Genomic DNA, 26,031 nt, shown 5'->3' with positions numbered 1-26,031 from the left:
TGGCCGTCGCCGGCCCTGCCGCCGGGGCCACGCGCACGCACGGGCGGGAGACGCCACGCCACCAGGAGTCCGGGCCCCGGGCCGTGCGGCCGACGGGGACGCCCAGCCCGGGCTCACCGCCTCGAGTCCCACGACCAACCGTGGGACGCAGCAGATCACCATCAACGTCGCGAACGGCGGGACCGGCATCCAGAACGCGATGTGCAGGGGCAACCGGGCGTGTGACATCGCGCAGGCGCTCGGCACGCCCTACGTGAGCGCTTCGCCCGTGCCGAACCCGGCCCCGCAGGCGTCGCCCAGAGCGAGAGCGTCGACCCGAGCGGGAGCGGCGGCCCGAGAGGGAGCGGCGAATCGTGCGGGGGCGGCGTCTCGGCATGCGGCCGTCTCTCCGGGTCGGCGGGGGGCCGGTCTCCAGGCGGCGCCGAACCGCGGGCGCGCTGTCCCGCGGCCGGCGCCCGCGCCCCGCCCGGTGCCACCCGTCTCCCGACCGCCCCACCGGTAGCCCTCACCCGCCCGGCGAGGGCCGTACGGCCCGCGGCGATGCGGGCCCTGGCCCCGCAACGTGCTCGGCCTCGACCACACCAGTCGCCTGGACGAGGTCGAGGAGGTGCTCGGGCGCGACTGCACGTTCGAGGCCCCGTCGGGGGTGATCTCCGACTTCGGCCTGGTCGAGTTCGGCTGGTTGCGGGATCGGCCCCAGGACGACTGGAGCGTCGTCTACTTCGGCGCGCAGGCGCACCGGCTCCCGGACCTCACCCGCCAAGACATGCCGGCCGCCCTGCTCGGCCGCTACGGCGGTTTCCGCTCCAGGCTCTACGTCGGTGAACTGCGCGCCGCCGTGGAGGCCCGCGGGTTCACGCTGGAAGAGCGCCCCACCTACAACGAGGGCTGCGTCGATTACTGGGAGCCGACATCGGGGATGGGGATCATCGCGGTGACCGACCCGGAGGAGTGGGATGAACCCTCGGGCACCGTGCTCAAGATGCTCGGGCCGGGACACCGGTATTCGTGGCGGTCCTTCGAGGGACGTGAGCAGGCGTTCAGGAGCTACTCCGATCACCTGCTGACGTTGCCGGAGCGGGAGCTGGTCGCCTGGCTGGACAGGCGCGAACCCGGAGGGGAACGCGAGCGCGCCGATTGGTGGGCCTGTCTCCGCGGTACGGTCGCACGCCGCACCGGTGGTACCCCCACGGAGAACGTACGGTGGCGGCGGCTCGGGATGGACCTCGACCGGCACGCGGCGCAGCGGGGAGTCGACGCCCCGGACGAGGCGGCCGTCAACCTGATCACCGCGCTTGCGAAGGCACGCGAGCCGGGCATCTCCGATGGGCTGCCGACGATGGACGACGCCGTGGAGCGGTGGCTGGCGGCGACGACCACCTTCGCCGACGCCGTGCGGCTGTGCACGGAGCGGCCCCTGACCCCCGATGACGTGCGGTTGTCCCGCCGCCTGCGCAACCAGATCCACCTCGTGCAGCCTTTCGTGCCGCACGTCGCGTCCGCCGCCCTGGCGGAGGAGATGCGGCGCTGGGCCGGGCTCAAAAGCTCGTTGCTTCGCCTGCCGGTGTCGGGGGATCAGGGCGAGGGGGCGACCCCGTGAACGCGGGGCTCCGCCGCGGACGCCTCGGTTGGTAATCTCAAGATGAGGAAGGGGTCACGGCCCTGTCCTCCTGTCCACGGCCCGCCAACGAGGAATTCCTCCGAGTCGTCAGGATTTGCGCACCATGTCGAAAGCCGGTCGGTCCCAAGAGGAGATGCGCCGGCGCAACCTGGGCGATCTGCTGCGGCACGTGCACCTGTCCGGCGCGCTGTCCCGTTCGGAGCTGGCCGACCGGATGGGCCTGAACCGCAGCACCATCATGGCGCTGACCGCCGAGCTGTCCGCGGCGGGCCTGGTCAGCGAGGAGCTGCCCGGAGACACCGGCAAGGCGGGCCGCCGTCGCTGGTGGTCCGCCCGGAGCGCGACCGGGCGCACGTGCTGGCCTTCGACGTCCGGGTCGACCGCCTGGTCGCGGCCCGGGTGGGACTGGGCGGTGAGATCCTCGACCGCCGTGAGGCGGTCAGGCCCCGCGCGGGCGCGGACCTGGAGGACGTCGTCGGCGTGCTCGCGGGCTTCGGCCGCGAGCTGCGGCGCGGCGCCGGCCGGGCTCGGTGGTGCGTGGGGGTCGGCGCGGCCTACTGCGGGATGATCAGGCCCGACGACGGCACGGTGCGGTACGGACCCTACGTGGGGTGGGTGGACCAGGCGTTCGGCGTCGAGCTCGGCTCCCGCCTGGGGCTCCCGGTGCTCGTGGGCAACGAGGCCCACCTGGGCGCGCTGGCCGAGCGCGACCGCGGCGTGGGCCGCGGCTTCGACAACCTGATCTACCTGCACGGCGACGTCGGCGTGGGCGGCGGGATCATCGTCGGCGGCAAGTTGCTCGGCGGCGACGGCGGCTACGGGTGCGAGCTGGGGCACATGATGGTGAACCCGTACGACGGGCGGCCCTGCATGTGCGGCTCGCGTGGCTGCCTGGAGGCGGAGGTCGGCGAGCACGCCCTGATCGAGGCCGCGGGCCGCTCTGGCGAGCTGAGCGGTCGTGAGGGCGTACGCGCCGTGGTGGAGGCCGCCGGACGCGGGGACGCGGCGGCCGAGGAGGCGCTGCACCGGATCGGCGACTGGCTGGGCATCGGCGTGGCGAACCTCATCAACCTCTTCAACCCCGGCATGGTGATCTTCGGAGGGATGCTGCGGGACGTGTACCCGGGCTCGGCGGCGCAGGTCGGGCGCAGGGTCGAGGCGAACGCCATGGTGATCTCCCGCGAGCAGGTGCGGCTGCGGGTGTCGGCGCTCGGCGACGACGTCACGCTGGTCGGCGCCGCGGAGCTGGCCTTCTCCAGGCTCCTGGCCAACCCCCTGGAGGTGCTCGCCGAGATGCGGCGTCGTACGGCACACCGGGCGGCGCCCCGGAGGCGCGCGCTGGCGCTCTGAGGGCACGTCGGCATGGGATTCAGGCGGCACGATTCAACTACGCGACTCGGCGGCCGGCGAACGTCTCGGATCGACGCCAGTGAGGTCTCCCGTGCGGTTGCCTCAGGTGACGAGCCCGACTCCGCCCAGGATGTCGCCTCCCGGCACGCCGTTCCATTCGGGTTCGACGGTGTCGGGCCGCCACCGGTGCAGCGGCACGACGCCGGGCTCCAGCACGTGGAGGCCGTCGAGGAAGCCCAGGACCTGGGCCGCGGTGCGGGGCACGATGCCGCCCGCGGTTGTCGCGGTGTAGACGTCGCGGCCCCGCCTGACCGCGTCCTCGTCCAGGTCGCCCCGGGTGATGTGGGAGATCACGAGGTGACTGCCCGGGACGAGCGGCTTGCGGAACGCGCCGACGACGTGCGCCGCCTCCGCGTCGTCGGTCACGAAGTGGAGGACGGCCAGCATGATCAACGCGACCGGCCGGGTGAAGTCGAGGTGGGTGCGGACGCCGGGGTGGCCGAGGATCGACTCCGGTTTCCGCATGTCGCCGTCGATCACGATCGACCGGGGGTTGTCGGCGAGCAGGGCGCGTGCGTGGGCGAGCACGATCGGGTCGTTGTCGACGTAGACGACCCGGGACTCCGGCGCCACGGCCTGCGCCACCTGGTGGACGTTCTCCTGCGTGGGCAGGCCGGTGCCGATGTCGAGGAACTGCCGGATGCCCGAGTGCGCCAGATGCCGTACGGCCCGCACGAGGAAGGCGCGGTTGGTCCGCGCGACCTCGCGGGCGTTGGGCAGGATCGAGATGATCTTCTCCGCGGCTTCGCGGTCGGCCGCGAAGTTGTCCTTGCCGCCCAGGTAGTAGTCGTACATCCGGGCCACGCTCGGCCTGCCGGGGTCCACCACCCAGGCGGGAGCCTGCTCCTCGTGCACGCTCTGCCCTCCACTGCTCGGGTCCGGTCTGTGTCATAGCTGGGACTACGACCATCCTAGGGACTGGAGTGTCGTTTCTGACCGTCTGATCCGACAAGCGGCAATGTCGGATGTCCCCCCTGTCGACCGCCACCAGGCCCGCCTCCACGAGTCGGTCGAGCGCTTCCGCCGGGAGCGCACCTGGTACGGGCCCGAGTGGGTAGGGCTCGATATGGGAGGGAGGTGACGGCATGGAGAAGCGTCGCCACGGGCGGACCGGCTCTCCGCCCGGCTCCTCGTCGCCACGCGACCGGTTCTGGTCGGTGTTCTCCCCGACGTCCGAACCGCCGCGCAGCGCCCTCGGCCTGCGGATGGTGCTGGCCGTCTTCGGGCTGGTCGTCTGCGGCTTCATCGCCATCACGGGGTACGCGGCGGGGCTGGTCGTGCCGGCCGTCGTCGCGACCGTGCTCGCGATCGTCGCCGCGGCCGACTTCGTCGTGCTGGTCCGCCGCCGCGCCGGGCGATGAGGAAAGGCCGAGCGGGGCATTCAAAAATAGAACGCGTTCTCGTACGCTCCGGGTATGCGTTTCACCTACGCCGAGGCCATGACCGACCCGTCGTACTACCTGCCGCTCGCCCGGGCCGCGGAGGCGGCCGGATACGCGAGCATGAGCGTGGCCGACTCCCTGGTCTACCCCCGGGAGTCGGACGCGAGGTATCCGTACACGGCGGACGGAGACCGGGAGTTCCTGGAGGACAAGAGCTTCATCGAGACGTTCGTCCTCATCGCGGCGATGGGGGCGGTGACGTCGACGATCCGGTTCACGCCGTTCGTCCTCAAGCTCACGGTGCGTCCCCCGGTGCTGGTGGCGAAGCAGGCCGCCTCCGTCGCCTGGCTCACCGGCGGGCGGCTCGGCCTCGGTGTCGGGCTGAGCCCCTGGCCGGAGGACTACGCCGTGACGGGCGTGCCGTGGGCGCGGCGGGGCAGGCGGATGGACGAGGCCATCGAGATCGTCCGCGGCCTGACGCGCGGCGGCTACTTCGAATACCACGGCGAGTTCTACGATCTGCCGCCGGTCAAGATGTCCCCGGTCCCGGCCGAGCCGGTCCCGATCCTGGTCGGCGGGCACAGCGAGGGGGCGCTGCGCCGAGCCGCCAGGCTCGGGGACGGCTGGATGCACGGCGGGGGAGATCCCGCGGAACTGGACGCGCTGCTCGCCAGGCTCGCCGCGCTGCGCGCAGAGGAGGGCACCGCCGACCGGCCCTTCGAGATCCACGTCATCTCTCCCGACGCCTACAGCGTGGACGGCGTGAAGCGGCTGGCCGACAAGGGTGTCACCGACGTGATCGTCGGCTTCCGCAGGCCGTACGTGAAGGGGCCCGACACCGAGCCGCTGAGCCGGAAGATCGAGCACCTGGAGCGCTTCGCCGAGGCGGTGATCGCCAAGGTCGCCTAGCGCCCCGGGATCTCCCGGAGAGTGGACCGGCCGCGGTCTTCCAGGGCGGCCGGAGTAGAACGCGTTCTTGTCAGCGGCCCCCGGGGTCGCGCATGCTGGGGCGCATGGATCTGATCGCGCTGGAGGAGATCCGCCAGACCAAGTACCGCTACCTGCGCTGTCTGGACCTCAAGCGCTGGGACGACTTCGCCGACACGCTGACCGGCGACGCCGTGGCGGCCTACGACAATCCGGTCGCCGGCGACCCGCTGCGGTTCGACGGGCGTGAGGCCATCGTCGGCTACATGCGCGCCAGCCTGGGGCCGGAGGTGATCACGACGCACCTCGCCGGTCACCCCGAGATCGAGATCGACGGCGACGACGCGAGGGGCACCTGGTGCCTCGACGACACCGTCCTCATCCCGCGCCATCGCCTGATGATCCGCGGATCCGCCTACTACGAGGACACCTACCGGCGCTGCTCCGACGGGCGCTGGCGGATCAGCGGCACGGCTACCGCCGGACGTACGAGTACACGGTGTCCCTCGACGACCTGCCCAGCCTGCGGTTCACCGCGAACCGCTGGGCCGCGTGCTGACCTTCCCGGAGCCGGGTCGCGCCGCAGGTCTGTCCGGAACCGCGCCGCCGAGTTCCGCGGTGACGGCGTCGGCCGCTGCCACCAGGGCGGCGCCGCGCCGGGCGATCTCCGCGCCGGTGACGGAAGCGCCGACGTGCAGGGTGAGAACGAGTTCCTGTTCACCGCCGGGGCCGTAGGCGGGCGCGGCGACGAGGTTGACCGGGTGCTTCTTCCGCGGGTTGAGGCCCGCGCGGAGATAGACGCGCTCGCCCAGGCTCGACACCATCTCGCCGACCAGGGCGCGCACCTCCCGCGGCAGCTCGTACGCCGCCACCCCGGCCATGAGGGAGTGCAGTCGCATCCCGGCGGGGGTGAGGCTCTCCACGAGATATCCCGCCGCCCGGCACTGCTCGACGACCGCGCGCAGGTGCTCGCGGTCCATCCGCACCGGCAGCGTCGGCTCCCTGGCCAGCCAGCGCTCCAGTTCCCGGTCGGGTCCCCACAGCACGTACATCAGCCCGACGGGCGGCGCGAACGGGTAGCGCTCGCCCACCCTGACCGGCGGGGCGCCGGGCGGCACGACCGCGTCGAGCACCATGATCTCGTCGCCCACGACGCCGAAGCGGTGCAGGTGGCGTGATACCGCTCGGCCAGCGGCTCCAGGTGACGCCGGGCCACGTCGCCGGCCAGGAAACCGCGCCGCGCCGCCCTTCCCGCCGCGATCAGCGCGGGACCGAGGCCGTACGTCAGCGTGGCGGGGTCGCGCACGAGATAGCCGGCGGCGACCAGTTCGGTGAGGATGCCCAGGCACGTGGGCTTGCTGATGCCCAGCTCGCGGGCGAGCGCGGACAGGCCGAGCCCGCGGCCGCCCGCCGCGACCAGATGGTCGAGCACGGCGACCACCCGCCGGGCGGGCGGAGAGCGCCGCGTCACCGCCATTGACCACCCCTAGAACGAGTTCTACTCTCCGATGAGAAAAGGCTACCGCTTCGGTACATATTTGTACCGCGAACCGAGGGAGTCCGATGGCCACGGAACCGTTCGCCCGGGCGATCGCCGAGGCCGAGGAGATCATCCGCTCCGCGCCCCACGTGCGGTCCGAGCAGGACCTGGCCGAGGGCCTCGACTACCTGGCGGGCGGCATCAAGGCGGCCTTGCACATGACGTGGGCCTACGACCGCGACTTCCCCTTCTTCGCCGCCTCCACGGGCCCGTACGCCAAGCTCGGCCTGGACAACCCCGACACGCTCTACTTCCACGCCTACATCCGGGACGACGCGGAATACGTGGTCACCGGCCGCCGCGGCACCACGGCCGACCTGAGCTTCCAGGTGCTCAACGGCGACTACTCGCCCGCGCGGTCGCCCGACAGCCTCACCGCCTTCGACGACCGCGACATCGAGATCGCCCCGGACGGGTCGTACGAGCTGCGCTTCGGCCCGGCCGGCTCGGGGGCCCGCTCCACGCCGGGCCCGAACCGCTTCACGCTGGGAACGGGCGCGGCGATGCTGATCGTGCGGGAGGTCTTCTCCGACTGGGAGGCCGAGCGGCCCGGCGAGATCCGCATCCACCGCGCCGACACACTCGGGTCGGCGCCCCCGCCCCCGGCCGTGGACAGGATGGCCAGGCGCTACGAGGTGGCCGCGAAGATGCTGCTGGGGCGGCTGCGGACGTTCCTGGCGTTCCCGGAGCGGCACTACCTCACGCTGCCGGTCAACACGATGACCGAGCCGCGGCCCACGCCCGGCGCCTCGCGACGCAGTATTCGTCCGTCGGCCACTACGACCTCGACGACGACCAGGTCATGGTCGTCACCGTGCCCACCGCGGGCCGCGACGTCGCGCCCTACCAGGGGTTCCAGCTCGGCAGCATGTGGTACGTCTCGCTGGACTACATCAACCACCAGACCAGCCTCACCGCCGACCAGGCCCGCCACGACCCCGACGGGAAGATCCGCTACGTGATCGGCGAGCGCGACCCCGGGCTCGCCAACTGGCTCGAACGCACCGGGCACCGCCGCGGCTACCTGCAGATCCGCTGGCAGCGGCTGACCCGCCCACTGGGACCCGGAGACGGCCCCGAGGTGGAGGTGATGCGGTTCGAGGACCTGCCGTCCCGGCTGCCCTACCACGACCGGCAGCGGGTGGGCCCGGGGGGAGTGGGCGGCCAGGATCGTCGCCCGGCAGGCCGCCGTCGCCCGAAGGATGCTGGGCTGATGCCGCTGAAGGACCGGGTCGTGGTGATCTCGGGGGTCGGGCCGGGGCTGGGGCGCGGCCTGGCGCTGCGGTGCGCGGCGGCCGGGGCCGACGTCGTGCTGGCCGCCCGCGGCGAGGAGCGGCTGGCCGCGGTGGCCGAGGAGGTCGCGGCGCTCGGCCGCCGCGCCGTGCCCGTGCGGGCCGACGTCACCGACGAGGCGTCGCGGCGGCGGCTGGTCGCGACGGCGCTGGAGACCTGCGGCCGGGTCGACGGCCTGGTCAACAACGCCTTCGCGATGCCGCCGATGACGGACCTCGTCGACGTGGACCTCGACGCGGTGCGCGCCGCCTTCGAGACCAACGTGCTCGCCGCGTTGCGGCTCACCCAGCTCTTCGCGCCGGCGCTCGCCGAGAACGCAGGCTCGGTCGTGATGATCAACTCGGCGGTGCTGCGGCACTCGCGGCGCACCTTCGGGGTCTACAAGATGGCCAAGGCGAGCCTGCTCGCCCTCGCCCAGAGCCTGGCCACCGAGCTCGGGCCGCGCGGCGTGCGGGTCAACAGCGTCGCACCCGGCTACATCTGGGCGGACAACCTGAAGCGCTACTTCGAGGCCCTGGCCCGGCGGCGCGGCGTCCCCGCGCGGCAGGTGTACGACGAGACCGCCGCCACGCTCGACCTGCGCAGGCTGCCCGAGCCCGACGAGATCGCCGACGCCGCGGTGTTCCTGCTGTCCCCGCTCGCGCGGGCGATCACCGGCCAGTGCCTCGACGTCAACTGCGGCGAATGGCACCACTGACACGTGCGGGAGGTGATCGGATGAGCACGGGACGCGACGGCGTCGGCACGGTCGAGGACCTGCACGCCTGGGCGAGCGGCACCACCGGGCTGACCGACTTCGGGGACGATCCCTACCTCGACGGCCTCGGCGTGCTGCTCGAGTCGTACGCCCGGGAGGCGGCGCTCACCCCGCAGGGCGCCCGGGCGGCCCGAGCGATGCTGCGCGGCGCGCTGACCGCCCGGCTGCGGTGCGAGGAGGCGTGGCGGCGGCACCCGGAGCACACGGCCGTGCCGATCGAGCGGCCGATCTTCGTCACCGGCCTGCCGCGCACCGGCACCACCGCCCTGCACCGGCTGCTGACCGCCGACCCCGCCAACCAGGGGCTGGAGCTGTGGCTGACCGACTCGCCCCGGCCGAGGCGCCGCGCGAGACCTGGGCGGGCGACCCGGAGTATCGGGCCGCCCAGGCCGCGTACGAGCGGCACCACGTGCGCCATCCGGAGTTCATGGGCGTGCACTACATGTCGGCGGACATGGTCGAGGAGTGCTGGCGGCTGCTCCAGCAGTCGATGCGGTCGGTCTCCTTCGAGTGCCTGGCCCACCTGCCCGCGTACTCGGCCTGGCTGGCGGCGCAGGACTGGACGCCCGCCTACCGGCGGCACCGGCGGATCCTCCAGCTCGTCGGGCTGGGCGACCCCGGCCGGAGGTGGGTGCTGAAGAACCCCAGCCACCTGTTCGCCCTGGACGCGATCATGGAGGTCTACCCCGGCGCGCTGGTCGTCCAGACCCACCGCGACCCGGTCACCTCCATGGCGTCGATGTGCAGCCTCGCCGCGCAGGCGACCGCCGGATGGTCGGAGGCGTTCACCGGCGCCGTGATCGGGCGGGACCAGCTCGACCTGTGGAGCCGGGGTCTCGACCGCTTCCGCGCCGCCCGCGCCCGGCACGACCCGGCGCGGTTCTTCGACGTCCGCTACGAGGAGTTCGTCCGCGACCCGCTCGGCATGGTCGAGGCCGTCTACGCCCACTTCGGGCTGCCGCTCGGCGACGCCGCCCGTACGGCCATGGCCCGCCTGCACGAGGAGAGCCGCTCGGGGGAGGCCCGGCCGTCCCACCGGTACGAGTTGTCCGGCTTCGGGCTGACCCCCGAGGAGGTCGAGGCGCGCTTCGCCGGCTGCCCCGCCCGCTGACGTCAGCTCGGGCTGGGCGAGACAGGGCTGGAGAGAACGGCGAGGGCGCGGCCGGTGGCCGCGTCCCAGAGCCGGGCCGTGCCGTCGTAGCCGCCGCTCGCCAGAACCTTGCCGTCCCGGCTGAAGGCCAGCGCGGCGACCTCCCCGGAGTGGCCGGTCAGGGTGCGGATCCGCCGGCCGTTCGAGGCGTCGGAAAGAACGATGGTGTGGTCGTACCCGCCGCTGGCCAGGATCGTGCCGTCCGGGCTGTAACACAGGGCGGTCACGTGTCCCAACGTGTGATCGCTCACGGTCGTCACGACATCACGGGTGGAGGTGTCCCAGATCAGGACCGTGGTGGTGGCCAGGCTGTTCGTCGCGACCGTCCGGTTGTGCCGGGGGCGGAAGGCGGCCACGGTGACGCCCGAGAGCTGGCCGCCGTCGCCGAACCGCCCGGTCAGGGCCCCGGTGGTGCGGGAGGTCTTCACGTCCCAGAGGTCGACGGTCCGGTCGAGGCCGGCGCTCGCCAGAGTCGTGCCGTCGGTGTTGAAGGCCACCGCTTCGACGAAGCCGTTGTGAGCGTTCAGGACCTGACGGCTCTCGCCGGTCTCGGGGTTCCAGAGCCTGACCGTCGTGTCCACGCCACCGCTGGCCAGGATCGTGCCGTCCGGGCTGAACGCCAGCGCGCGGACGGCGCTGACCCCGACCACGCTGGGGCTGGGGCCGGTACCGAGAGTCTCCAGTCCCTGCGAGTGGCCGACCAGGGTGTTCTCGAGACGGCCGGTGGCGACGTCCCAGATCCGGATCTTGTTGTCGCCGTGCCCCGTGGCCAGAAGCTTCCGGTCCGGGCTCAGCGCCATGGAGAAGATCCCGCTGTCGTGCTCCTCCACCATGGAGCCCGGGATCGTCCGGATCACGCGGCCCGAGACAGGGTCCCACACCCTGGCCTGCGGTTCGAGGTAACTGGCGGTGATCAGGAGATCGTCCAGAAAGAGCACAGAGGTGATCGCATCGTGGGCGTGGGCGGAGGAGGCGCCGCCCTGCGAAGCGAGCGAGGCCGCCCACTTCGTGACGGCCGCCGAGGCCACTGCGAGCCCGGCGAGAAGCAGCATGCGCCGCGTCATCGGGCCCCGGCCGGTGGGGAGCGGAGCGGAGGCCGGCGCTCGGAAGGACCGGGCGATCGTGACCAGTTCGACGTAGACGATCAGCTCCGGCAGGCCCAGCAGGGCGCCCCGGGTGAGGAGCTCGACCAGCCAGATCACGGGCAGCGTCCCCACTGTCGCCGCCGCCCAGGCGGGCCACATCGAGATCCGCCAGGCCGTAAGGGCGAAGAGCGGAACACCGAGCAGGAGGACGAACAGCAACAGGAGTGTCCAGACGTCTCCGAACAGTCCGGTACGCGCCGCGAGGGGCGCCCCGGCGACCGCCGCGACGAGCGGCCCGGCGACGCCGAGCAGGAACGACAGTCGCCGGCCCAGACTCAGGTCAGCGCGGCTCAGGTCGGCGCGGCCCAGGCCGGTGCCTGCCGGGACGAACCCCCAGAAGGCGACCGCGAGCGCCGCCATCGAGAGGAACCAGCTCCCCGCCGCGATGCTCATGGACGTGTCGTACGTGGGGGAGAAGTCCCTGTTCCCGTAGGTGATCGCGCCGACCAGCGCGGCCACGCCGAACATTGTGGTCAGGACGGCCGCCGTCGCGGATCCGGCGACGGCGAGCGCCGGCCGGCCTGCCGTCACTCGTCCGGACGCCGGCTCGCCCGATGACGGAGACGCCTGTACGGAGAATCTCCCGGCCGCCGGAGAACCCGTCTGACGACCAGTCGTGGCGACGTGCTCTTCGGCGGCGGGGACGTGAGGGGGCACAGGCGGCGGCCCGGCGGCCTCCGGCGGGGTGAGCGCGTCCGCCTGCGACGAGGCCGGTGCCGTCGCGGTCGCCGCGTCGTCGCCGCGGGGCTCCCGGTCTCCGTTTCCGGCGACTCGGATGGAGCCTGCGGTGCGGCTGGTTCAGGGTCGGGGGCGCGCGCGCCGACCGGTTCGGCCGGTTCTGCCGGTTCGGCCGGTTCGGATCGCACCGGCGGTTCGGCGGGCTCGCGCGGTTCGGTGGGCTCGGGCGGTTCCGGTGATGCGGGCGGTTCGGCACCGAGGGCGCGCAGCCTGGCGGCGGCGGCCGCCGAGACCATGCGGCTGTCGTCGTCGGCCAGCCGCAGGAGCGCCTCGCGCACCCGGGCCCTGACCAGGCCGTTGCCGACCCGGTAGAGGTGGTCCAGCGTGTCCACGGCGTTCAGCCGGTCCCCGGCCATGGGGCTGGTGAGGGCGTGGCCGACGTGCGGAGGCAGCGACCAGTTCACGTTCCGGGCGATGACGGTGCGGCCCTCGACGTTGTCCTGCCGCTTGGGCCGCTGCTGCGGCATCTCGGCCACGACACGGTCGTAGACGTAGCCGTACAGCTCGTCGAGCGTGATGTCGCCGTCGCCGTCCAGGTCGGCCCGGCCGGTACGCAGCCCCTCCACCAGGTGCCGGGTGAACACCGATCGCGGAGCCTCCCCGTGCACCCGGTCGCCTTCGAAGGCGTACTGGGTGGCGTCGGTGGCGGTGAGGACGGTGCGGCCGCGCCCCCGGAACTGGTCCAGCGCGTGCACGTCGTCACCGGCCTTGGCCAGCCGTCCGGCCGGGTAGGCCCCGCTGTAACAGCAGTCGAGGATGAGGACCTTCCGGCGTGACGCGCATGCCTCCATCGCGTAGTCGATCTGCTCGCCCGATATGGCGGTGAAGATCAGACTGTCCCGCCGGGTGTCGCGCGTGGCCAGGTAGAGCCGGCCGTCGTCGTCCTTGAGGCCATGACCGGTGAAGTACAGCAACGTCAGGTCGTCGCCGCGCCGGTCGCGGTACAGGTCGGCGATGGCCTCCCCGACCCGGTGGTTCGGCTCGTTCACCAGCGTGGTGACCTCGAAGCCGCCGATCTCCGGATCCCGGAGCACGGCGGCGAGCGTCTCGACGTCGTGGGCCGGAGCCGTCAGGCGACGCAGACCCGCGTCGTCGTACAGGTAGGTGGCGATCAACAGCGCCAACCGGCGGCCCATGCGCTATCCGTCCGAATGTCGCCGGATGAAGGCACCGATCAGCTCGCGTCGCTCGGCGGCCGTGGCCCGCTCGAGCTCGAGGGAGTCGCCGTCGACGGTGACCACGATCCGGTGCCGCGCCGACTGCCGGTCGAGCCAGTCCTGCAGCACGCCGACCAGCGAGGTGAACACGCCGCCGGAAGCGCTGAAGGCCACCAGGAGCGCGCCCACGGTGACCGGGTCAGGGCTTTTCGCCCCCTCGGGAGCCGGGCCGCCGGGCGCCGTCCGGATCGACTCGACGCCGACCTCGCTCAGCTCCCGGCGGAGCCTCCGGGTGAGCCGGTCGTGCAGGTCGGCGTCCACGTCCGCGTCCGGCAACAGCTCCACGCGCATGCCGATCAGGCCGCCGGCCTCCGGACTTCCGTTCATCCTCGCCCCCTCGCCCGCGCCGCGCGGGCGGAGCCGTGTGTCGCCCTGCTATCGTCGGCCGCCCCCGATGCCGTTACAGCACGCCCCGTCACACCATCCGGCGGCCACCGGTCCGGCGGCGGAAGATCAGCTCGCGGCGAGGGCTCCCATGATGCGGTCCTCGCTGACCTCGGGCCCGGCGAGCTCGCCGACGACCGCGCCGTCACGCAGGACCACCACGCTGTCGCAGTTCTCCACCAGCTCCGACACGTCGGAGGAGATCAGCAGGATCGCCAGCCCGTCCACCGCCAAGTCGTCGAGGAGCGACCGCATGGCCAGCTTGGTCGCGATGTCGACGCCCCGGCTGGGCTCGTCGAGCAGCAGCACCTTCGGGTGCATCGCCAGCCAGCGGGCCAGCAGCACCTTCTGCTGGTTGCCGCCGGACAGCTCCCCGGCCGCCTGCCGGGGCGAGACGGCCTGGATGCCCAGCCGCCGCATGAACGTGGCGACGATCCGGTCCAGGTGCGCGTCGGAGACGATCCCCGCGCGGGACAGGCGGGGGAGCGCGGCCAGCGCGATGTTGTCGCGGACCGACAGCGTCGGCACGATGCCCTCCACCCGGCGGTTCTCCGGCACGAGCCCGACTCCGGCGCGGATCGCGTTCCTGATCGACCACTTGCCCGCGGCGCGCCCGCGATGGTCACCTGGCCCGCGTCCACGCGCAGCGCGCCCGCGATCGCCTTCGCGGTCTCGCTGCGCCCCGCGCCCCGCAGCCCGCCGAGGCCGACCACCTCTCCCGTACGCAGGGCGAGGGAGACGTCGCGGAGCACGTGGCGGCGGGTCAGCCCCCGGGCTTCGAGCAGGGGTTCGTCGGCGGGCGGCCCGGCGGGCTCGCCGGTGACGGCGTCCGCCCCCTCGGTGTGGAAGGGCCGGCCGAGCAGGAGCGAGACCAGCCTGCGGCGGTCGAGGCCGGCGAGCGGTCCCGTATGGACCACCCGGCCCTCGCGCAGCACGGTCACCCGGTCGCAGATCTCGTAGAGCTCGTCGAGCCGGTGGGTGACGTACAGCACCGCCCGGCCCTCGTCGCGGAGCCGGGAGATCGCGCCGAACAGGACGTCCAGCTCGTCGCGCTCCAGCGCGGAGGCGGGCTCGTCCATGACGACCAGCCGCGCGTCCGCGGACGCGGCCCTGGCCAGGGCGACGAGCTGCGCGCGCCGTCGCCGAGCGAGCCGAGCGGGCGTCGCGGGTCGGCGCGCAGGCCGTAGGAGGACAGCAGCTCGGCGGCCCGCGCGTGCATGGCGGCGAAGTCGATCAGGCCGAAGCGCCCGCGCGGCTCCCGGCCGAGGAACAGGTTGGCGGCGATGCTCATCGTGGGGACGAGCCCGGCATCCTGGTGGATCGTGGCGATCCCGAGCCGGGCCGCCTCGGTGGGGGAGGAGAGGGCGATCTCCTCCCCGAGGTAGCGCAACCGGCCGGCGTCCGGCCTGCACACCCCCGAGAGCACCTTGACCAGGGTGGACTTGCCCGCGCCGTTGCCGCCGACGAGCGCGTGGACCTCCCCGGCCCGCAGGGCCAGGGTCACGTGGTCGAGCGCGGGCGCGCCTTGAAAGCTCTTGCAAATACCTGCGGCCTGCAGCACGGTTGCCTCCGCCTCGAATGGTGAGCCCGGCAGGAAACAAACCCGTAACGAGGCCGTCACATTCGATCAAATCTGAGCAACGTGCAGGCGGACGCCCTTGCCGCCCAGCTCGTCGAGCACGTCACGCGGGGCGGCGTCGTCGGTGACCAGATGGTCGATCTGCTCCGCGGACACGGTCTGCACCATCGCGTCGATGCCGATCTTGGTGTGGTCGGCCAGCACGACGACCTCCTCGGCGGCGGCGGCCAGGGCCTGGTCGACGCAGGCGACCTGCATGTTGGGGGTCGACAGGCCGCGGTCGGCGGTGAGCCCGTTGCCGGAGATGAAGGCCCGGCGCACGCGCAGCCCGGCGAGCGACCGCTCGGCCGCGCTGCCGACGAGGGCGAGGATCGGCCCGCGCAGCGTGCCGCCCGTCAGCATCACCTCGATGCGCGGGGAGTTGGCGAGCGCCTGTGCGACCAGCAGCGAGTTGGTGACCACGGCGAGCTCGGTGTGCCTGCTCAGCCTGCGGGCGAACTCCTGGGTGGTGGTCCCCGGGCCGACGACGATCGCGTCCCCGTCCTCGACCAGCGACGCGGCCAGGTCGGCGATGGCGGACTTCTCCGCGGAGGAGAGCGTCACCTTCTGGACGTAGCTGGCCTCCCGGTTCAGGTCGCCGGGGAGGGTGGCGCCGCCGTGGTGCCGGTTGAGCAGGCCCTCCGACTCCAGCGCGCGAAGGTCGCGGCGTACGGTGACCTCCGACGACTGCACCGCCTGGGCGAGCTCGCGCAGGGAGACGGCGCCGTTGGCCCGCACCAACTCCAGAATGCGCTGGCGGCGCTCGGCCGCGAACACGGGCCGGCGCCCGTCGCTGTCCGTGTCGACCACGCCCCCACCCTCCGCTGTGACCGGATCCGATCATAGTCGACCAGCCAAAGCGCCGCACGAGTGACCGAAAATGAACGAATCTGATCTGATCCCTTGACCGGAGGCCGCTCGCGGTGCTTATTTGAGGGCGATAACCGACTCGATCCTGTCCGAATCTGATCGGTCCCGTTCGGAAGGCGCGTTCCCCGCGTGCCCGGCGTCCGCGGGCCCGATCTCGACCCTCCCCCCACGTCATGGCAGGTGGTCGCCGGCGCGCCGCGAAGCGCACCGCCGCGCCGGCCGGACGCGGCCACGCCGTACGGCGCGTCCGCCCGGCCCTGCCCGCAGGAAAGGATCCCTGTGAGAAAGCCCATCCTCTTACTGCTGGCCGTCGTTCTCGGCGCCGTCTGGCAGGTCGCGGGCCAGGTCCCCGCGACCGCCGCCGGCGCCGAGCGGCACGGCCTGCGCGGCGACTACTACCTGTCCTCGGCAGCAGGGAAGTTCGACTTCGCCCAGCTCAAGGCCACCGTGATCGACCCGGATCTCGAGCTGCCCGACCTCAACCCGGTCTTCACCTCGCTGACCGGGCGGGAGGACGACGTCACCGTGCGGTGGACGGGCCGCATCCAGCCCGCGTACTCCGAGGCGTACACCTTCTCGATCATCGGGGACAACGGCTTCCGGCTCTGGGTGAACAACACGCTCGTCATCGACCACTGGGTCGACGACTGGGACAAGGAGCAGACCGGCACCCCGATCACCCTGCAGGCCGGCCAGAAGTACGACATCAAGGTCGAGTACTTCGAGCACTTCGGCGGCGCCAACCTCCACCTGCGCTGGCAGAGCGCCAGCCAGCCCAAGCAGGCCGTGCCGGCGGAGGCGTTCTACCTGCCCGAGGGCTTCGACCCGCCGGGGCCGGACAGCGCCGCCGTCGACGCGGCGGGCGACACCGCCACCCTCGACTTCGGCGACACCGCGCTCGCGCCGCTGCCCGCAGGCGCCGCCGAGCACTTCGGCCTGACGGTGGCCGGCACGAAGTGGCAGGTCGCGTCGGCCGCCCTCGACGGGACCACGAAGGTCAAGCTGAAGCTCGGCTTCCCCATCCCCCGTCTCGCCGCCGACATCCGGGCCTCCTACGACGGCAAGGGCGGCCTCGCCAAGGCGGACGGCACCGCGATCGAGGCGTTCACCTGGGTCCCGGTGTCCAACGGCTCGACGTACGTGCTGAAGACCCGCTGGTCCGGCGACGTGGACGCGAACAACCCGCTGCCCGAGTACCCCCGCCCGCAGCTCGTCCGCGACCGCTGGCAGAACCTCAACGGCACCTGGCAGTTCGCCGCCGCCAAGGACGGTGAGGCGCCGCCCTTCGGCCGCGACCTCGGCGAGCGGATCATCGTGCCCTACCCCGTGGAGTCGAGCCTGTCCGGCATCGGCCGCCACGAGGACCGCATGTGGTATCGCCGCACCTTCGAGGTGCCCGCCTCCTGGAAGAAGGACCGCGTCCTGCTCCACCTCGACGCCGTGGACTACGAGTCGGTCGTCTACGTCAACGGCAAGCAGGTCGGCGCCCACAAGGGCGGCTACGACAGGATCACCGTGGACGTGACCGACGCGCTCACCCGCAAGGGCCCGCAGGAGCTGGTCGTCGGCGTGACCGACCCGACCGACAACGGCCGTCAGCCCATCGGCAAGCAGCGGCTCAACCCGGGCAGCATCTGGTACACCCCCGCCTCCGGCATCTGGCAGACGGTCTGGATGGAGCCCGTCGACAAGACCCACATCGAGGCCGTGGACACGATCCCCGAGGTGCTCGGGCAGTCCCTGCGGGTGAAGGTCAGGGCGAACGGCGACGCCACCGCCGTCGTCACCGCCCGCGCCGGCAAGCGCGTCATCGGCAAGGTCTCCGGCCCGGCCGGCAAGGAACTGGCCGTGCCGATCCCGGACCCCCACCTCTGGACGCCCGACGACCCGTACCTGTACGACCTCACGGTCGAACTCAAGGGCGGCGACAAGGTGGAGAGCTACTTCGGCATGCGCTCCATCTCGGTCGGCCGGGTGAACGGCACGACCCGGGTCCTGCTCAACGGCGAGCCGGTGTTCCAGTTCGGCCCGCTCGACCAGGGCTACTGGCCGGACGGCATCTACACCGCGCCGACCGACGAGGCGCTGCGGTACGACCTGGAGCAGACCAAGGCGCTCGGCTTCAACATGGTGCGCAAGCACATGAAGGTCGAGCCGGACCGCTGGTACGCCTACGCCGACAAGCTCGGCCTGCTCGTCTGGCAGGACATGCCGTCGATGTTCGGCGCGGCGAGCGCGGCCGACAAGACGCAGTTCGAGAGCGAGCTGAAGGAGATCGTCGACGAGCACCGCAGCAGCCCGTCGATCGTCATGTGGGTGCCGTTCAACGAGAGCTGGGGCCAGTACGACATCTCCAGGATCGCCGACTACGTGAAGAGCCTGGACCCCTCCCGGCTCGTGGACAACATGAGCGGCATCAACTGCTGCGGCGCCCAGGACGGCGGCAACGGCGACGTGATGGACTACCACATCTACCCCGGACCCGGCAGCCCCGGTAAGCCCGGCTTCTTCCGGGCGTCGGTGCTCGGCGAGTACGGCGGGCTCGCCCTGCCGGTGATCGGGCACACCTGGACCGGCGGCGGCTGGGGCTACGCGGTCGAGTCCGACTCCGAGTCGCTGACCAAGCGCTTCCTGGAGATGGACGACGCCCTGCGCAAGCTGCACGCCTGCAACGGCCTCAGCGCGGCCGTCTACACCCAGACGACCGACGTGGAGACCGAGATCAACGGCCTGATGACCTACGACAGGGCCGTGACCAAGCCGGACGTCAAGCGCGTGCACGACGCCAACACTGCGCTCACCGGAGAGATCCTCCCGGCCTGCTCCTGACCCGCACGGCCCATGGCGGCCCGGACGACACGTCCGGGCCCCCCGGCACCCCCCACGGCGGGCCGCCCTCAAGCGGGCGCGCCGTCACCCCCCCGGATCGGAAGGAAGACCATGAAGCCCTACCCCCGCACGGCCGCGCTCGCCCTCGCCGTGCTGCTCGGCGCGGCCGGCTGCGCCAAGTCGGAGACCCAGGCCACGGCGGGCCCCAGCGCCGCCGCGTCCGCGCAGCAGCAGGTGGTGCAGACCCCGGCGGGCTCGGCCGGCCCGTCCTGCACGCTGGACCAGTTCGGCGGCACGAAGTTCGACCTGAAGACCGCCACGGTCGGCTTCTCCCAGTCGGAGAAGGAGGCCAACCCGTTCCGCATCGCGGAGACCAAGTCCATCAAGGACGAGGCGGCCAAGCTCGGCATCGCCGACCTCAAGGTCACCAACGCGCAGTCGCAGTTCTCCAAGCAGATCACCGACGTCCAGCAGCTCATCGCCCAGGGCGTGAAGCTGCTCGTCATCGCGCCGCTGAACTCCGACGGCTGGGAGCCGGTGCTCCAGCAGGCCGCCGCCAAGAAGATCCCCATCATCACGGTCGACCGCAAGATCAACGCCAAGCCGTGCAGCGACTACCTGACGTTCATCGGCTCGGACTTCTACGAGCAGGGCAAGCGGGCCGCCGACCAGATGATCACCGCGCTCGGCGGCAAGGGGAAGGTGGCGATCCTGCTCGGCGCGCCGGGCAACAACGTCACCACCGAGCGCACCAACGGCTTCAAGGACCGGATCAAGGAGAAGGCGCCCGACATCCAGATCTCCTTCGAGCAGACCGGTGAGTTCGCCCGGGAGAAGGGCCAGCAGGTCACCGAGCAGCTCATCCAGTCCAACCCGGACATCAACGGCATCTACGCCGAGAACGACGAGATGGCGCTGGGCGCGGTGACCGCGCTGAAGGGCGCGGGCAAGGATCCGGGCGCCATAAAGATCGTCTCGGTCGACGGCACCCGCAGCGCCGTCCAGGCCATCGCCGACGGCTGGCTGCACGCGGTGGTCGAGTCCAACCCCAGGTTCGGGCCGCTCGCCTTCGAGACCGCGCAGAAGTTCCTGGACGGCCAGCCGATCCCGGACAAGGTCATCATCTCCGACCGCGAATACGACGGCTCCAACGCCGAGGCGTCCCTCGGCGAGGCCTACTGACCCGCCGAAGCCCGTCACGGACGCCCGCGAAGGTCCGCGTGCGTCCCGGGCCTCCGCGCGCACGCGCGCGGAGGCCCGCGCGAGGAAGGGAACTCATTGAGCCAGTCCGCTGCACCGGTGCTCGAGGCCAGGCAGATCAGCAAGCGCTTTCCCGGCGTGGTGGCCCTCGACGGCGTGTCCCTCGCCCTCTTCCCCGGCGAGGTGCACGCCCTCGTGGGCGAGAACGGCGCGGGCAAGTCCACGCTGATCAAGGTCTTCACCGGCGTCCACCGCCCGGACGGCGGTGAACTGATCTACAACGGGGCGCCGGCGGCCTTCGGGACGCCGCTCGACGCGCAGCGCGCCGGGATCTCGACCATCTACCAGGAGGTCAACCTCGTCCCGATGATGAGCGTGGCCCGCAACCTCATGCTGGGGCGCGAGCCACGCGGCCGTCTGGGCGTCATCGACACCGCCAGGATGTACGGCGAGGCGGAGCGGATCCTCGCCGGATACGGCGTCGTCACCGACGTGCGCCGCCCGCTGCGCACCCTCGGAATGGGCGTCCAGCAGATGGTCGCCCTGGCCAGGGCCGTGGCGATCGACGCCCGAGTGGTCATCATGGACGAGCCCACCTCGTCCCTGGAGCCGCGCGAGGTCGAGACGCTGTTCTCGGTGATCAGGAAGCTCAGGGACGATGGCATCGCCGTCGTCTACGTCAGCCATCGCCTCGACGAGCTGTACGAGGTGTGCGACCGGGTGACCGTGCTGCGCGACGGGCGGGTCGCGCACACGGGCCCGCTCGCCGAGCTCGAACGGCTGAAGCTCATCGCCCTGATGCTGGGCCGCGACCTCGACGAGGTCAGGACAGGCGGCCTGACCAGGTTCTCCCGCGACCGCCGCCGTGCCAGGGAGCGGGACGGCGCCCGGCCCGCCGTACAGGCCGAGGGGCTGACCCGGCGGCAGGTGCTGCACGGGGTGGACGTCTCGGTGTGGCCGGGGGAGGTCGTCGGCCTCGGCGGGCTGCTGGGTGCGGGCCGCAGCGAGACGGCCAAGGGCATCGTCGGCGCGCTCCCGCTGGACGCGGGCCGGGTGCTCGTCGCCGGCCTGCCCCTGCGCACCGGCTCGACCACGGCGGCGATCAGGGCCGGGGTCAGCCTGCTGCCCGAGGACCGCAAGGCCGAGGGCATCATCCCGGCGCTGTCGGTCAGGGAGAACATCGCGCTCGCCGCCCTGCCGTCGCTGTCGCGGGCGGGCGTCGTCTCCGACGCGAAGATCGACAAGGTCGTCGAGGTCTTCATGCGCCGGCTCAGGATCAAGGCGGCCTCGCCGCACCAGCCGGTGCAGGAGCTGTCGGGCGGCAACCAGCAGAAGGTCCTGCTCGCGCGGTGGCTCGCCATCCGGCCGAAGATCCTCCTGCTGGACGAGCCCACCCGCGGCATCGACGTCGGCGCCAAGGCCGAGGTGCAGGCCCTCGTGGACGAGCTGGCCGAGGAGGGCCTGGGCGTGTTACTGATCTCGTCTGACCTGGAGGAGCTGGTGGAGGGCGCCGACCGGATCCTGGTGCTGCGCGAGGGCGCCGTCGTCGGCGAGCTGTCCGGCGACGACGTCACGGAGGACAAGATCATGGCGTCCATCGCCGAACGAGGAGCGGAGTCCGATGGCTGAAGCGGTCGCACCGCCCGGGCGGCGGGTGCTCGCCTGGGCCCAGGAGTACGGCGTCTACGCCGCGGTCGGCGTCCTCCTGCTGTTCAACGTGCTGTTCACCCCCCACTTCCTCGACGTGGCGAACTTCCGCACCCAGCTCGTGCAGGTCGCCCCGATCGTGATCGTCTCGCTCGGCATGGCGCTGGTCATCGGCACCCAGGGCATCGACCTGTCGGTCGGCTCGGTCATGTCGCTGGCCGCCGCGCTCGTCGCGCTCTACCTCGGGTACGGCGCGTGGCCCGCGCTGCTCGTCGCCCCTCGTCGGCGGGGCCGTGGGCCGGGACGGCGGGGCGGCGCGCTGGTCGCCCTACGTGGGCGTGCAGCCGATCGTGGCCACGCTCGCGTTGCTGGTCGGCGTCCGGGGCCTGGCCAACGTGCTCGTGCCGCAGCTCGTCGAGTTCCGCAACCCCGACCTGATCGCGCTCGGCAGCAGCTCGCTGTCCGGCGTACCGGTCATCGTGGTCATCGCGGCCGTGCTGACGCTGCTGATGGCGTTCCTGGTGCGCAGGACGACGTTCGGCAGGCAGGTGGTCGCGATCGGCGGCAACCGCGCGGCCAGCGAGCTGTCCGGGCTGCCCGTCCGCCGGGTGCTGCTGCTGGTCTACGTGATCTCCGGGGTGCTGGCCGCGCTGGCCGGCGTGCTCGCGACCGCCCGGCTGCAGGCGAGCGATCCGACCTCGCTCGGCCTGTTCATCGAGCTGTCGGCCATCACGGCGGTGGTGGTGGGCGGCACGCCGCTGAGCGGCGGACGGATCCGGGTGCTCAGCACGGTCATGGGCGCGCTGCTCATGCAGCTGCTGTCGGCCACCCTCATCAAGCACAACCTGCCGCAGTCGTGGACGCAGATCGTGCAGGCGGTCATCATCCTGGCCGCCGTTTACGCCACCAGGGAGCGAGGAACCCGATGACCGCAACGCCCGGACGTGAGCAGGTGAGCCGCGTCCTCCAGCAGCACGGCGCGCTGATGGTGCTGGCGGCGCTGGTCATCGTCGGCAGCGTCGCCTTCGACTCCTTCGCCACCGCGGGCAACGCCGCCAGCGTCCTCGTCTCCTCCTCGTTCACCGCGATCATCGCCGTCGGCATGACCTTCGTGATCATCAGTGGCGGCATCGACCTGTCGGTGGGGTCGCTGTTCGTGTTCGGCGGGGTCCTCGCGGCGTACGGCTCGCAGTATGGGCTGTTCGTCGCGCTCGCGCTGCCGCTCGCCGCGTGCGGGCTGGTGGGGCTGCTCCAGGGGCTGCTCATCGCCAGGACGGGCATGGCGCCGTTCATCGTCACCCTGGCCGGGCTGCTGGGCGTGCGCGGGCTGATGCTGGCGATCTCCAACGAGGGCGCCACCACCTACCTCGTGAAGGACTCCGCGTTCGCGCGGCTCGGGCAGGGCGGTGTGCTCGGCCTGACCTGGCCGGTCTACATCACGGCGCTCCTGGCCGTGGCCGCCATGGTCCTGCTCCAGCGGACGGCCTTCGGCCAGAACGTCTACGCGGTCGGCGGCAACGAGCAGGGGGCCGCGCTGATGGGCGTGCCGGTGGCGCGAACGAAGGTCTACGTCTACCTGATGTCGGGCCTGCTCGCGGGCCTCGCCGGGGTGCTGAACGCGGCCCGGCTCTCCTCCGGCGTCACGATCCTCGGCATCGGCCTGGAACTCGACGTGATCGCCGCGGTGGTGATCGGCGGCACGCTGCTGACCGGAGGAGCGGGCGGCATCACCGGCACCATCGCCGGCGTGCTGCTGCTCGGGGTGATCCAGAGCCTGATCAACCAGGTGGGCAACCTGACGTCGGCCTTCCAGCAGGTGGTCAGCGGCCTGTTCCTCGCCCTGGTCGTGGTGGCCCAGCGGCTGCTCGGCAGAGCCCAACGCCTCGGCTGACCGGCCGTCCCCCGGTTCGAGTGGCCGGACGGCCGCTATCACGCGCCGTCCGACCCGCCCAGCTTCACCAGTTCCCGCAGGGTCGTGTGGGGGATGTCGATGCCGGCGAAGGTCAGGAACCGTCCCATCGGCATCGACGAGGCCATCCGCAGCCCGTTCTCGTCGTCCTCCTCGGGCCGCTCGCTCTTCCCGCCGGTGAGGACCCGTACGAGAGCGGGCCCGGCGAGCGGATGCGAGAGCCACTCGCCGAGCGTCGAGTCGAGCGACACCACGGGGACGACGGAGTCGCCGTCGAGGCTGATCGTCGTCTCGGCCACGACGGACGAGGCGTTCTCGCCGATCTGGATCGTGTAGTCGCCCGGCGCGACCACCCACCGGCCGAGCGGGACGTCGTAGTACGCGAACGCCCGCCGGTCCAGGGAAAGCGTGATCGTGCGCGACTCGCCGGGGGCGAGGGAGACCTTCGTGAAGGCCCGCAGCTCCCGGGCCGGCCGCCGTACGGGACCCGCGGTGGTGGCCACGTAGACCTGCACGACGTGCTTGCCCGCCCGCTCTCCGGTGTTGGTCACCCGCACCGTGACGGTCGCCGTGTCGTCGCCCGTACGGACGACGGTGAGGCCGTCGACCGCGAACGTCGTGTAGCTCAGGCCGTGGCCGAACGGGTAGCGCACGGGCAGCTCGACCGTCTCGTAGTAGCGGTAGCCGACCATCACGCCCTCGCCGTAGCGCACGTGCCCGGCCTCGCCGGGGAAGTTGAGGTAGCTCGGCGTGTCCTGCAGCCGGACCGGGATGCTCTCGGCGAGGCGCCCGGAGGGGTTCACGACGCCGAAGAGGAGGTCGGCGACGGCGGAACCGCCCGCCTGTCCGAGCAGCCAGCCCTCCAGCACGGCGTCCACGTCGTCGTGCCAGCCCTCCATCGAGACGACGCCGCCGTTGGACAGGACGACCACCGTACGGCGGGCCGCGGCGGCGACGGCGCGGATCAGCTCGACCTGGACGGCGGGCAGGTCGATCGTCTCCCGGTCGAAGCCCTCCGACTCCTCCCGCTCGCCGAGACCCGCGAAGACGACCGCGACGTCGGCGGACGCCGCGGCCTCGGCCGCCGCCTCGCGAAGCTCCCGCGCGTCGCCCGACCCGTCCAGTGAGAACCCCTGGGCGTAGGCGACGTCCGGGGCGAGGGCCCGGATCGCGTCGAGCGCCGCGTCGACCCGGGTGGCGTTGATGTGGGAGCTGCCGCCGCCCTGAAACCGGGGCCTGGCCGCGAACTCGCCGATCACGGCGATGCGGGCGCTCGCCGAGAGGGGGAGCGTGCCGTTCTCGTTCTTGAGCAGCACGGCGCATTCGGCGGCGAGTTCGCGGGCGAGCGCGTGGTGGGCGTCGGCGTCGAACGCGCCGGACACGCCATGGTGGCGTTCGGTGAGGGCGACGACGCGGCGCACGCTCGCGTTCACGACGGCCTCGTCGAGGTCGCCCGCGCGGACGGCGTCCACGACGCGCCGGTCGCTCGCGCCGCCGGTCCCCGGCATCTCCAGGTCCAGCCCGGCGGCCAGCGCGGCGACGCGGTCCTGGACCGCGCCCCAGTCGGAGACGACGACGCCGGTGAAGCCCCACTCGCGGCGCAGGACGTCGGTGAGCAGCCACCGGTTCTGCGAGGCGTGGACGCCGTTGACGCGGTTGTAGGAGCACATCACGGTGGCCGGCCGGGCCTGGGTGACCACCCGCTCGAACGCGGGGAAGTAGATCTCGCGCAGCGTGCGCTCGTCCACGTCGGCGCTGACCCGCATGCGCTCGGTCTCCTGGTTGTTGGCCGCGAAGTGCTTGACCGACGCGCCCGGTCCCTCCGCCTGCAGCGCGGCGACGTGCGCCGCCCCCAGTACGCCGGAAAGCAGGGGGTCCTCCGAGTAGTACTCGAAGTTGCGCCCGCACAGCGGCGAGCGCTTGATGTTCACGCCGGGACCGAGCACGACCGCCACGCCGAGGGCCCGGCCCTCCCTGCCGATGGCGGCGCCGATCCGGGCGGCCACTTCGGGGTCCCAGCTCGACCCGACCGCGACCGCGGGCGGGAAGCAGGTGGCGGGGATGCTCTCGTTCAGGCCGAGGTGGTCGGATCCGCCGGCCTCGCGGCGGACGCCGTGCGGCCCGTCGCACAGCGTGATGGACGGAATCCCGGCCTCCTCCAGCGGTTTGGTCGTCCAGAAATCCCGGCCCGACAGCAGCGAGGCCTTCTGCTCCAGGGTGAGCGCGTTCAGGGCGAGCGCGTCGAGGTCGGTCCGGGCCATCGGGGAGGCTCCTTTCACGGGGAGGTTTCACATCGTTTCCTGCCCCGGAGGGGAGCAGCGGCAGACAATCTTCCCCCGGCGGGGGGACACGGGGGGCGCCGCGCGCGGCGGCGGGACGGCGTACGGCGGGCGG

The 26,031-nt window shown here is 72.3% G+C and carries 23 protein-coding genes and 4 pseudogenes; 15 read left to right on the top strand and 12 right to left on the bottom strand.

All coding sequences use genetic code 11. The features are described from left to right. Window positions 1–562: 562 nt before the first annotated feature. From B1L11_RS46785 to B1L11_RS13695, 3 genes and pseudogenes are all read left to right on the top strand, one after another. Window positions 563–1,600 carry a hypothetical protein gene (locus B1L11_RS46785; protein WP_079314824.1) on the top strand — a complete coding sequence of 346 codons (1,038 nt, stop codon included), beginning with the start codon at window positions 563–565 and terminating at the stop codon, window positions 1,598–1,600. Window positions 1,601–1,724: 124 nt separating this feature from the next. Then, window positions 1,725–1,859, top strand: a pseudogene (locus B1L11_RS53960) (sugar kinase); the annotation flags it as partial. Window positions 1,860–1,945: 86 nt separating this feature from the next. Then, window positions 1,946–2,971: an ROK family protein gene (locus tag B1L11_RS13695; protein WP_306291650.1), complete on the top strand. Its 1,026-nt coding sequence runs from the start codon at window positions 1,946–1,948 to the stop codon at window positions 2,969–2,971. Window positions 2,972–3,073: 102 nt separating this feature from the next. Here B1L11_RS13695 and B1L11_RS13690 read toward each other — a convergent pair whose 3' ends face one another. Further along, window positions 3,074–3,886, bottom strand: coding sequence for an SAM-dependent methyltransferase (locus B1L11_RS13690; RefSeq protein WP_256862513.1), 813 nt, complete (start codon window positions 3,884–3,886; stop codon window positions 3,074–3,076). A gap of 230 nt (window positions 3,887–4,116) precedes the next feature. On the opposite strand from B1L11_RS13690, the gene B1L11_RS13685 reads away from it, so the two are divergent. The 3 genes and pseudogenes from B1L11_RS13685 to B1L11_RS53955 all read left to right on the top strand — a co-directional run. Then, window positions 4,117–4,392: a DUF6343 family protein gene (locus tag B1L11_RS13685; RefSeq protein ID WP_079314823.1), complete on the top strand. Its 276-nt coding sequence runs from the start codon at window positions 4,117–4,119 to the stop codon at window positions 4,390–4,392. Window positions 4,393–4,446: 54 nt separating this feature from the next. Then, window positions 4,447–5,322: a TIGR03619 family F420-dependent LLM class oxidoreductase gene (locus tag B1L11_RS13680; RefSeq protein WP_079314822.1), complete on the top strand. Its 876-nt coding sequence runs from the start codon at window positions 4,447–4,449 to the stop codon at window positions 5,320–5,322. Window positions 5,323–5,414: 92 nt separating this feature from the next. Next, window positions 5,415–5,747: pseudogene (locus B1L11_RS53955) on the top strand (nuclear transport factor 2 family protein); the annotation flags it as partial. Between the two features lie 123 nt (window positions 5,748–5,870). On the opposite strand, the gene B1L11_RS13670 reads toward B1L11_RS53955, so the two are convergent. Beyond that, a complete protein-coding gene (locus tag B1L11_RS13670; protein ID WP_218671107.1) occupies window positions 5,871–6,491 on the bottom strand; it encodes a hypothetical protein in 621 nt (206 codons plus the stop codon). Then, the gene (locus B1L11_RS48225; protein ID WP_218671094.1) at window positions 6,392–6,817 is read right to left on the bottom strand and encodes a helix-turn-helix domain-containing protein; all 426 of its coding nucleotides are present in this window, start codon (window positions 6,815–6,817) and stop codon (window positions 6,392–6,394) included. Before B1L11_RS48225 ends, B1L11_RS13670 begins: the two co-directional genes overlap by 100 nt. A gap of 86 nt (window positions 6,818–6,903) precedes the next feature. Between B1L11_RS48225 and B1L11_RS13665 the strand changes: the two genes are divergently transcribed. From B1L11_RS13665 to B1L11_RS13655, 4 genes and pseudogenes are all read left to right on the top strand, one after another. Then, complete coding sequence (locus B1L11_RS13665; RefSeq protein WP_218671093.1) at window positions 6,904–7,842, top strand: hypothetical protein; 939 nt, start codon at window positions 6,904–6,906, stop codon at window positions 7,840–7,842. After that, complete coding sequence (locus B1L11_RS13660) at window positions 7,749–8,870, top strand: SDR family oxidoreductase (RefSeq protein ID WP_306291656.1); 1,122 nt, start codon at window positions 7,749–7,751, stop codon at window positions 8,868–8,870. The genes B1L11_RS13665 and B1L11_RS13660 overlap by 94 nt, the downstream gene beginning before the upstream one ends. After that, window positions 8,858–9,232: pseudogene (locus tag B1L11_RS53950) on the top strand (sulfotransferase); the annotation flags it as partial. The gene B1L11_RS13660 and the pseudogene B1L11_RS53950, both read left to right, overlap by 13 nt. A 125-nt stretch (window positions 9,233–9,357) precedes the next feature. Beyond that, window positions 9,358–10,041, top strand: a complete 684-nt coding sequence (locus B1L11_RS13655; RefSeq protein WP_372974671.1) for a sulfotransferase — start codon at window positions 9,358–9,360, stop codon at window positions 10,039–10,041. A gap of 2 nt (window positions 10,042–10,043) precedes the next feature. Here B1L11_RS13655 and B1L11_RS13650 read toward each other — a convergent pair whose 3' ends face one another. The 7 genes and pseudogenes from B1L11_RS13650 to B1L11_RS13630 all read right to left on the bottom strand — a co-directional run bounded on the left by B1L11_RS13650 (window position 10,044) and on the right by B1L11_RS13630 (window position 15,992). After that, entirely contained in the window at window positions 10,044–11,684 is a 1,641-nt protein-coding gene (locus B1L11_RS13650; protein ID WP_179155133.1) for a WD40 repeat domain-containing protein, read from the bottom strand. 68 nt (window positions 11,685–11,752) lie between these two features. Next, window positions 11,753–13,099 carry a caspase family protein gene (locus B1L11_RS13645; protein ID WP_079314819.1) on the bottom strand — a complete coding sequence of 449 codons (1,347 nt, stop codon included), beginning with the start codon at window positions 13,097–13,099 and terminating at the stop codon, window positions 11,753–11,755. A 3-nt stretch (window positions 13,100–13,102) separates the two neighbouring features. Beyond that, window positions 13,103–13,507 (bottom strand): hypothetical protein, encoded by a 405-nt coding sequence (locus B1L11_RS13640; protein WP_143737241.1) that lies wholly within the window; start codon window positions 13,505–13,507, stop codon window positions 13,103–13,105. Window positions 13,508–13,633: 126 nt separating this feature from the next. Next, complete coding sequence (locus tag B1L11_RS48220) at window positions 13,634–14,122, bottom strand: ATP-binding cassette domain-containing protein (protein ID WP_218671106.1); 489 nt, start codon at window positions 14,120–14,122, stop codon at window positions 13,634–13,636. 98 nt (window positions 14,123–14,220) lie between these two features. Further along, a pseudogene (locus tag B1L11_RS50675) lies at window positions 14,221–14,277 on the bottom strand (hypothetical protein); the annotation flags it as partial. Window positions 14,278–14,501: 224 nt separating this feature from the next. Then, window positions 14,502–15,125: an ATP-binding cassette domain-containing protein gene (locus tag B1L11_RS48210; protein WP_218671092.1), complete on the bottom strand. Its 624-nt coding sequence runs from the start codon at window positions 15,123–15,125 to the stop codon at window positions 14,502–14,504. A gap of 66 nt (window positions 15,126–15,191) precedes the next feature. Then, entirely contained in the window at window positions 15,192–15,992 is an 801-nt protein-coding gene (locus B1L11_RS13630) for a DeoR/GlpR family DNA-binding transcription regulator (protein ID WP_218671091.1), read from the bottom strand. 339 nt (window positions 15,993–16,331) lie between these two features. Here B1L11_RS13630 and B1L11_RS13625 point away from each other — a divergent pair, with 339 nt between their 5' ends. From B1L11_RS13625 to B1L11_RS13615, 3 genes are all read left to right on the top strand, one after another. Further along, window positions 16,332–18,881, top strand: a complete 2,550-nt coding sequence (locus B1L11_RS13625) for a PA14 domain-containing protein (protein ID WP_218671090.1) — start codon at window positions 16,332–16,334, stop codon at window positions 18,879–18,881. Window positions 18,882–18,992: 111 nt separating this feature from the next. Further along, entirely contained in the window at window positions 18,993–20,063 is a 1,071-nt protein-coding gene (locus B1L11_RS13620; protein ID WP_079314818.1) for an ABC transporter substrate-binding protein, read from the top strand. A 117-nt stretch (window positions 20,064–20,180) separates the two neighbouring features. Continuing rightward, complete coding sequence (locus tag B1L11_RS13615; protein WP_256862512.1) at window positions 20,181–21,710, top strand: sugar ABC transporter ATP-binding protein; 1,530 nt, start codon at window positions 20,181–20,183, stop codon at window positions 21,708–21,710. A gap of 54 nt (window positions 21,711–21,764) precedes the next feature. Here B1L11_RS13615 and B1L11_RS50670 read toward each other — a convergent pair whose 3' ends face one another. Further along, a complete protein-coding gene (locus B1L11_RS50670; protein ID WP_256862511.1) occupies window positions 21,765–21,938 on the bottom strand; it encodes a hypothetical protein in 174 nt (57 codons plus the stop codon). 83 nt (window positions 21,939–22,021) lie between these two features. Here B1L11_RS50670 and B1L11_RS50665 point away from each other — a divergent pair, with 83 nt between their 5' ends. Together B1L11_RS50665 and B1L11_RS50660 are read left to right on the top strand one after the other, a co-directional pair. After that, window positions 22,022–22,657, top strand: coding sequence for an ABC transporter permease (locus tag B1L11_RS50665; RefSeq protein ID WP_256862510.1), 636 nt, complete (start codon window positions 22,022–22,024; stop codon window positions 22,655–22,657). Further along, window positions 22,654–23,619 (top strand): ABC transporter permease, encoded by a 966-nt coding sequence (locus B1L11_RS50660; RefSeq protein ID WP_079314816.1) that lies wholly within the window; start codon window positions 22,654–22,656, stop codon window positions 23,617–23,619. Before B1L11_RS50665 ends, B1L11_RS50660 begins: the two co-directional genes overlap by 4 nt. A 38-nt stretch (window positions 23,620–23,657) precedes the next feature. Here the strand turns inward: B1L11_RS50660 and B1L11_RS13600 are convergent, their stop codons facing one another. Beyond that, window positions 23,658–25,898 (bottom strand): glycoside hydrolase family 3 C-terminal domain-containing protein, encoded by a 2,241-nt coding sequence (locus tag B1L11_RS13600; protein WP_079314815.1) that lies wholly within the window; start codon window positions 25,896–25,898, stop codon window positions 23,658–23,660. Between the last annotated feature and the right edge of the window lie 133 nt (window positions 25,899–26,031).

The sequence above is a fragment of the Microbispora sp. GKU 823 genome, from assembly GCF_002027145.1.
Taxonomy (GTDB): domain Bacteria; phylum Actinomycetota; class Actinomycetes; order Streptosporangiales; family Streptosporangiaceae; genus Microbispora; species Microbispora siamensis.
This window is presented reverse-complemented; position numbering and strand designations above follow the sequence as displayed.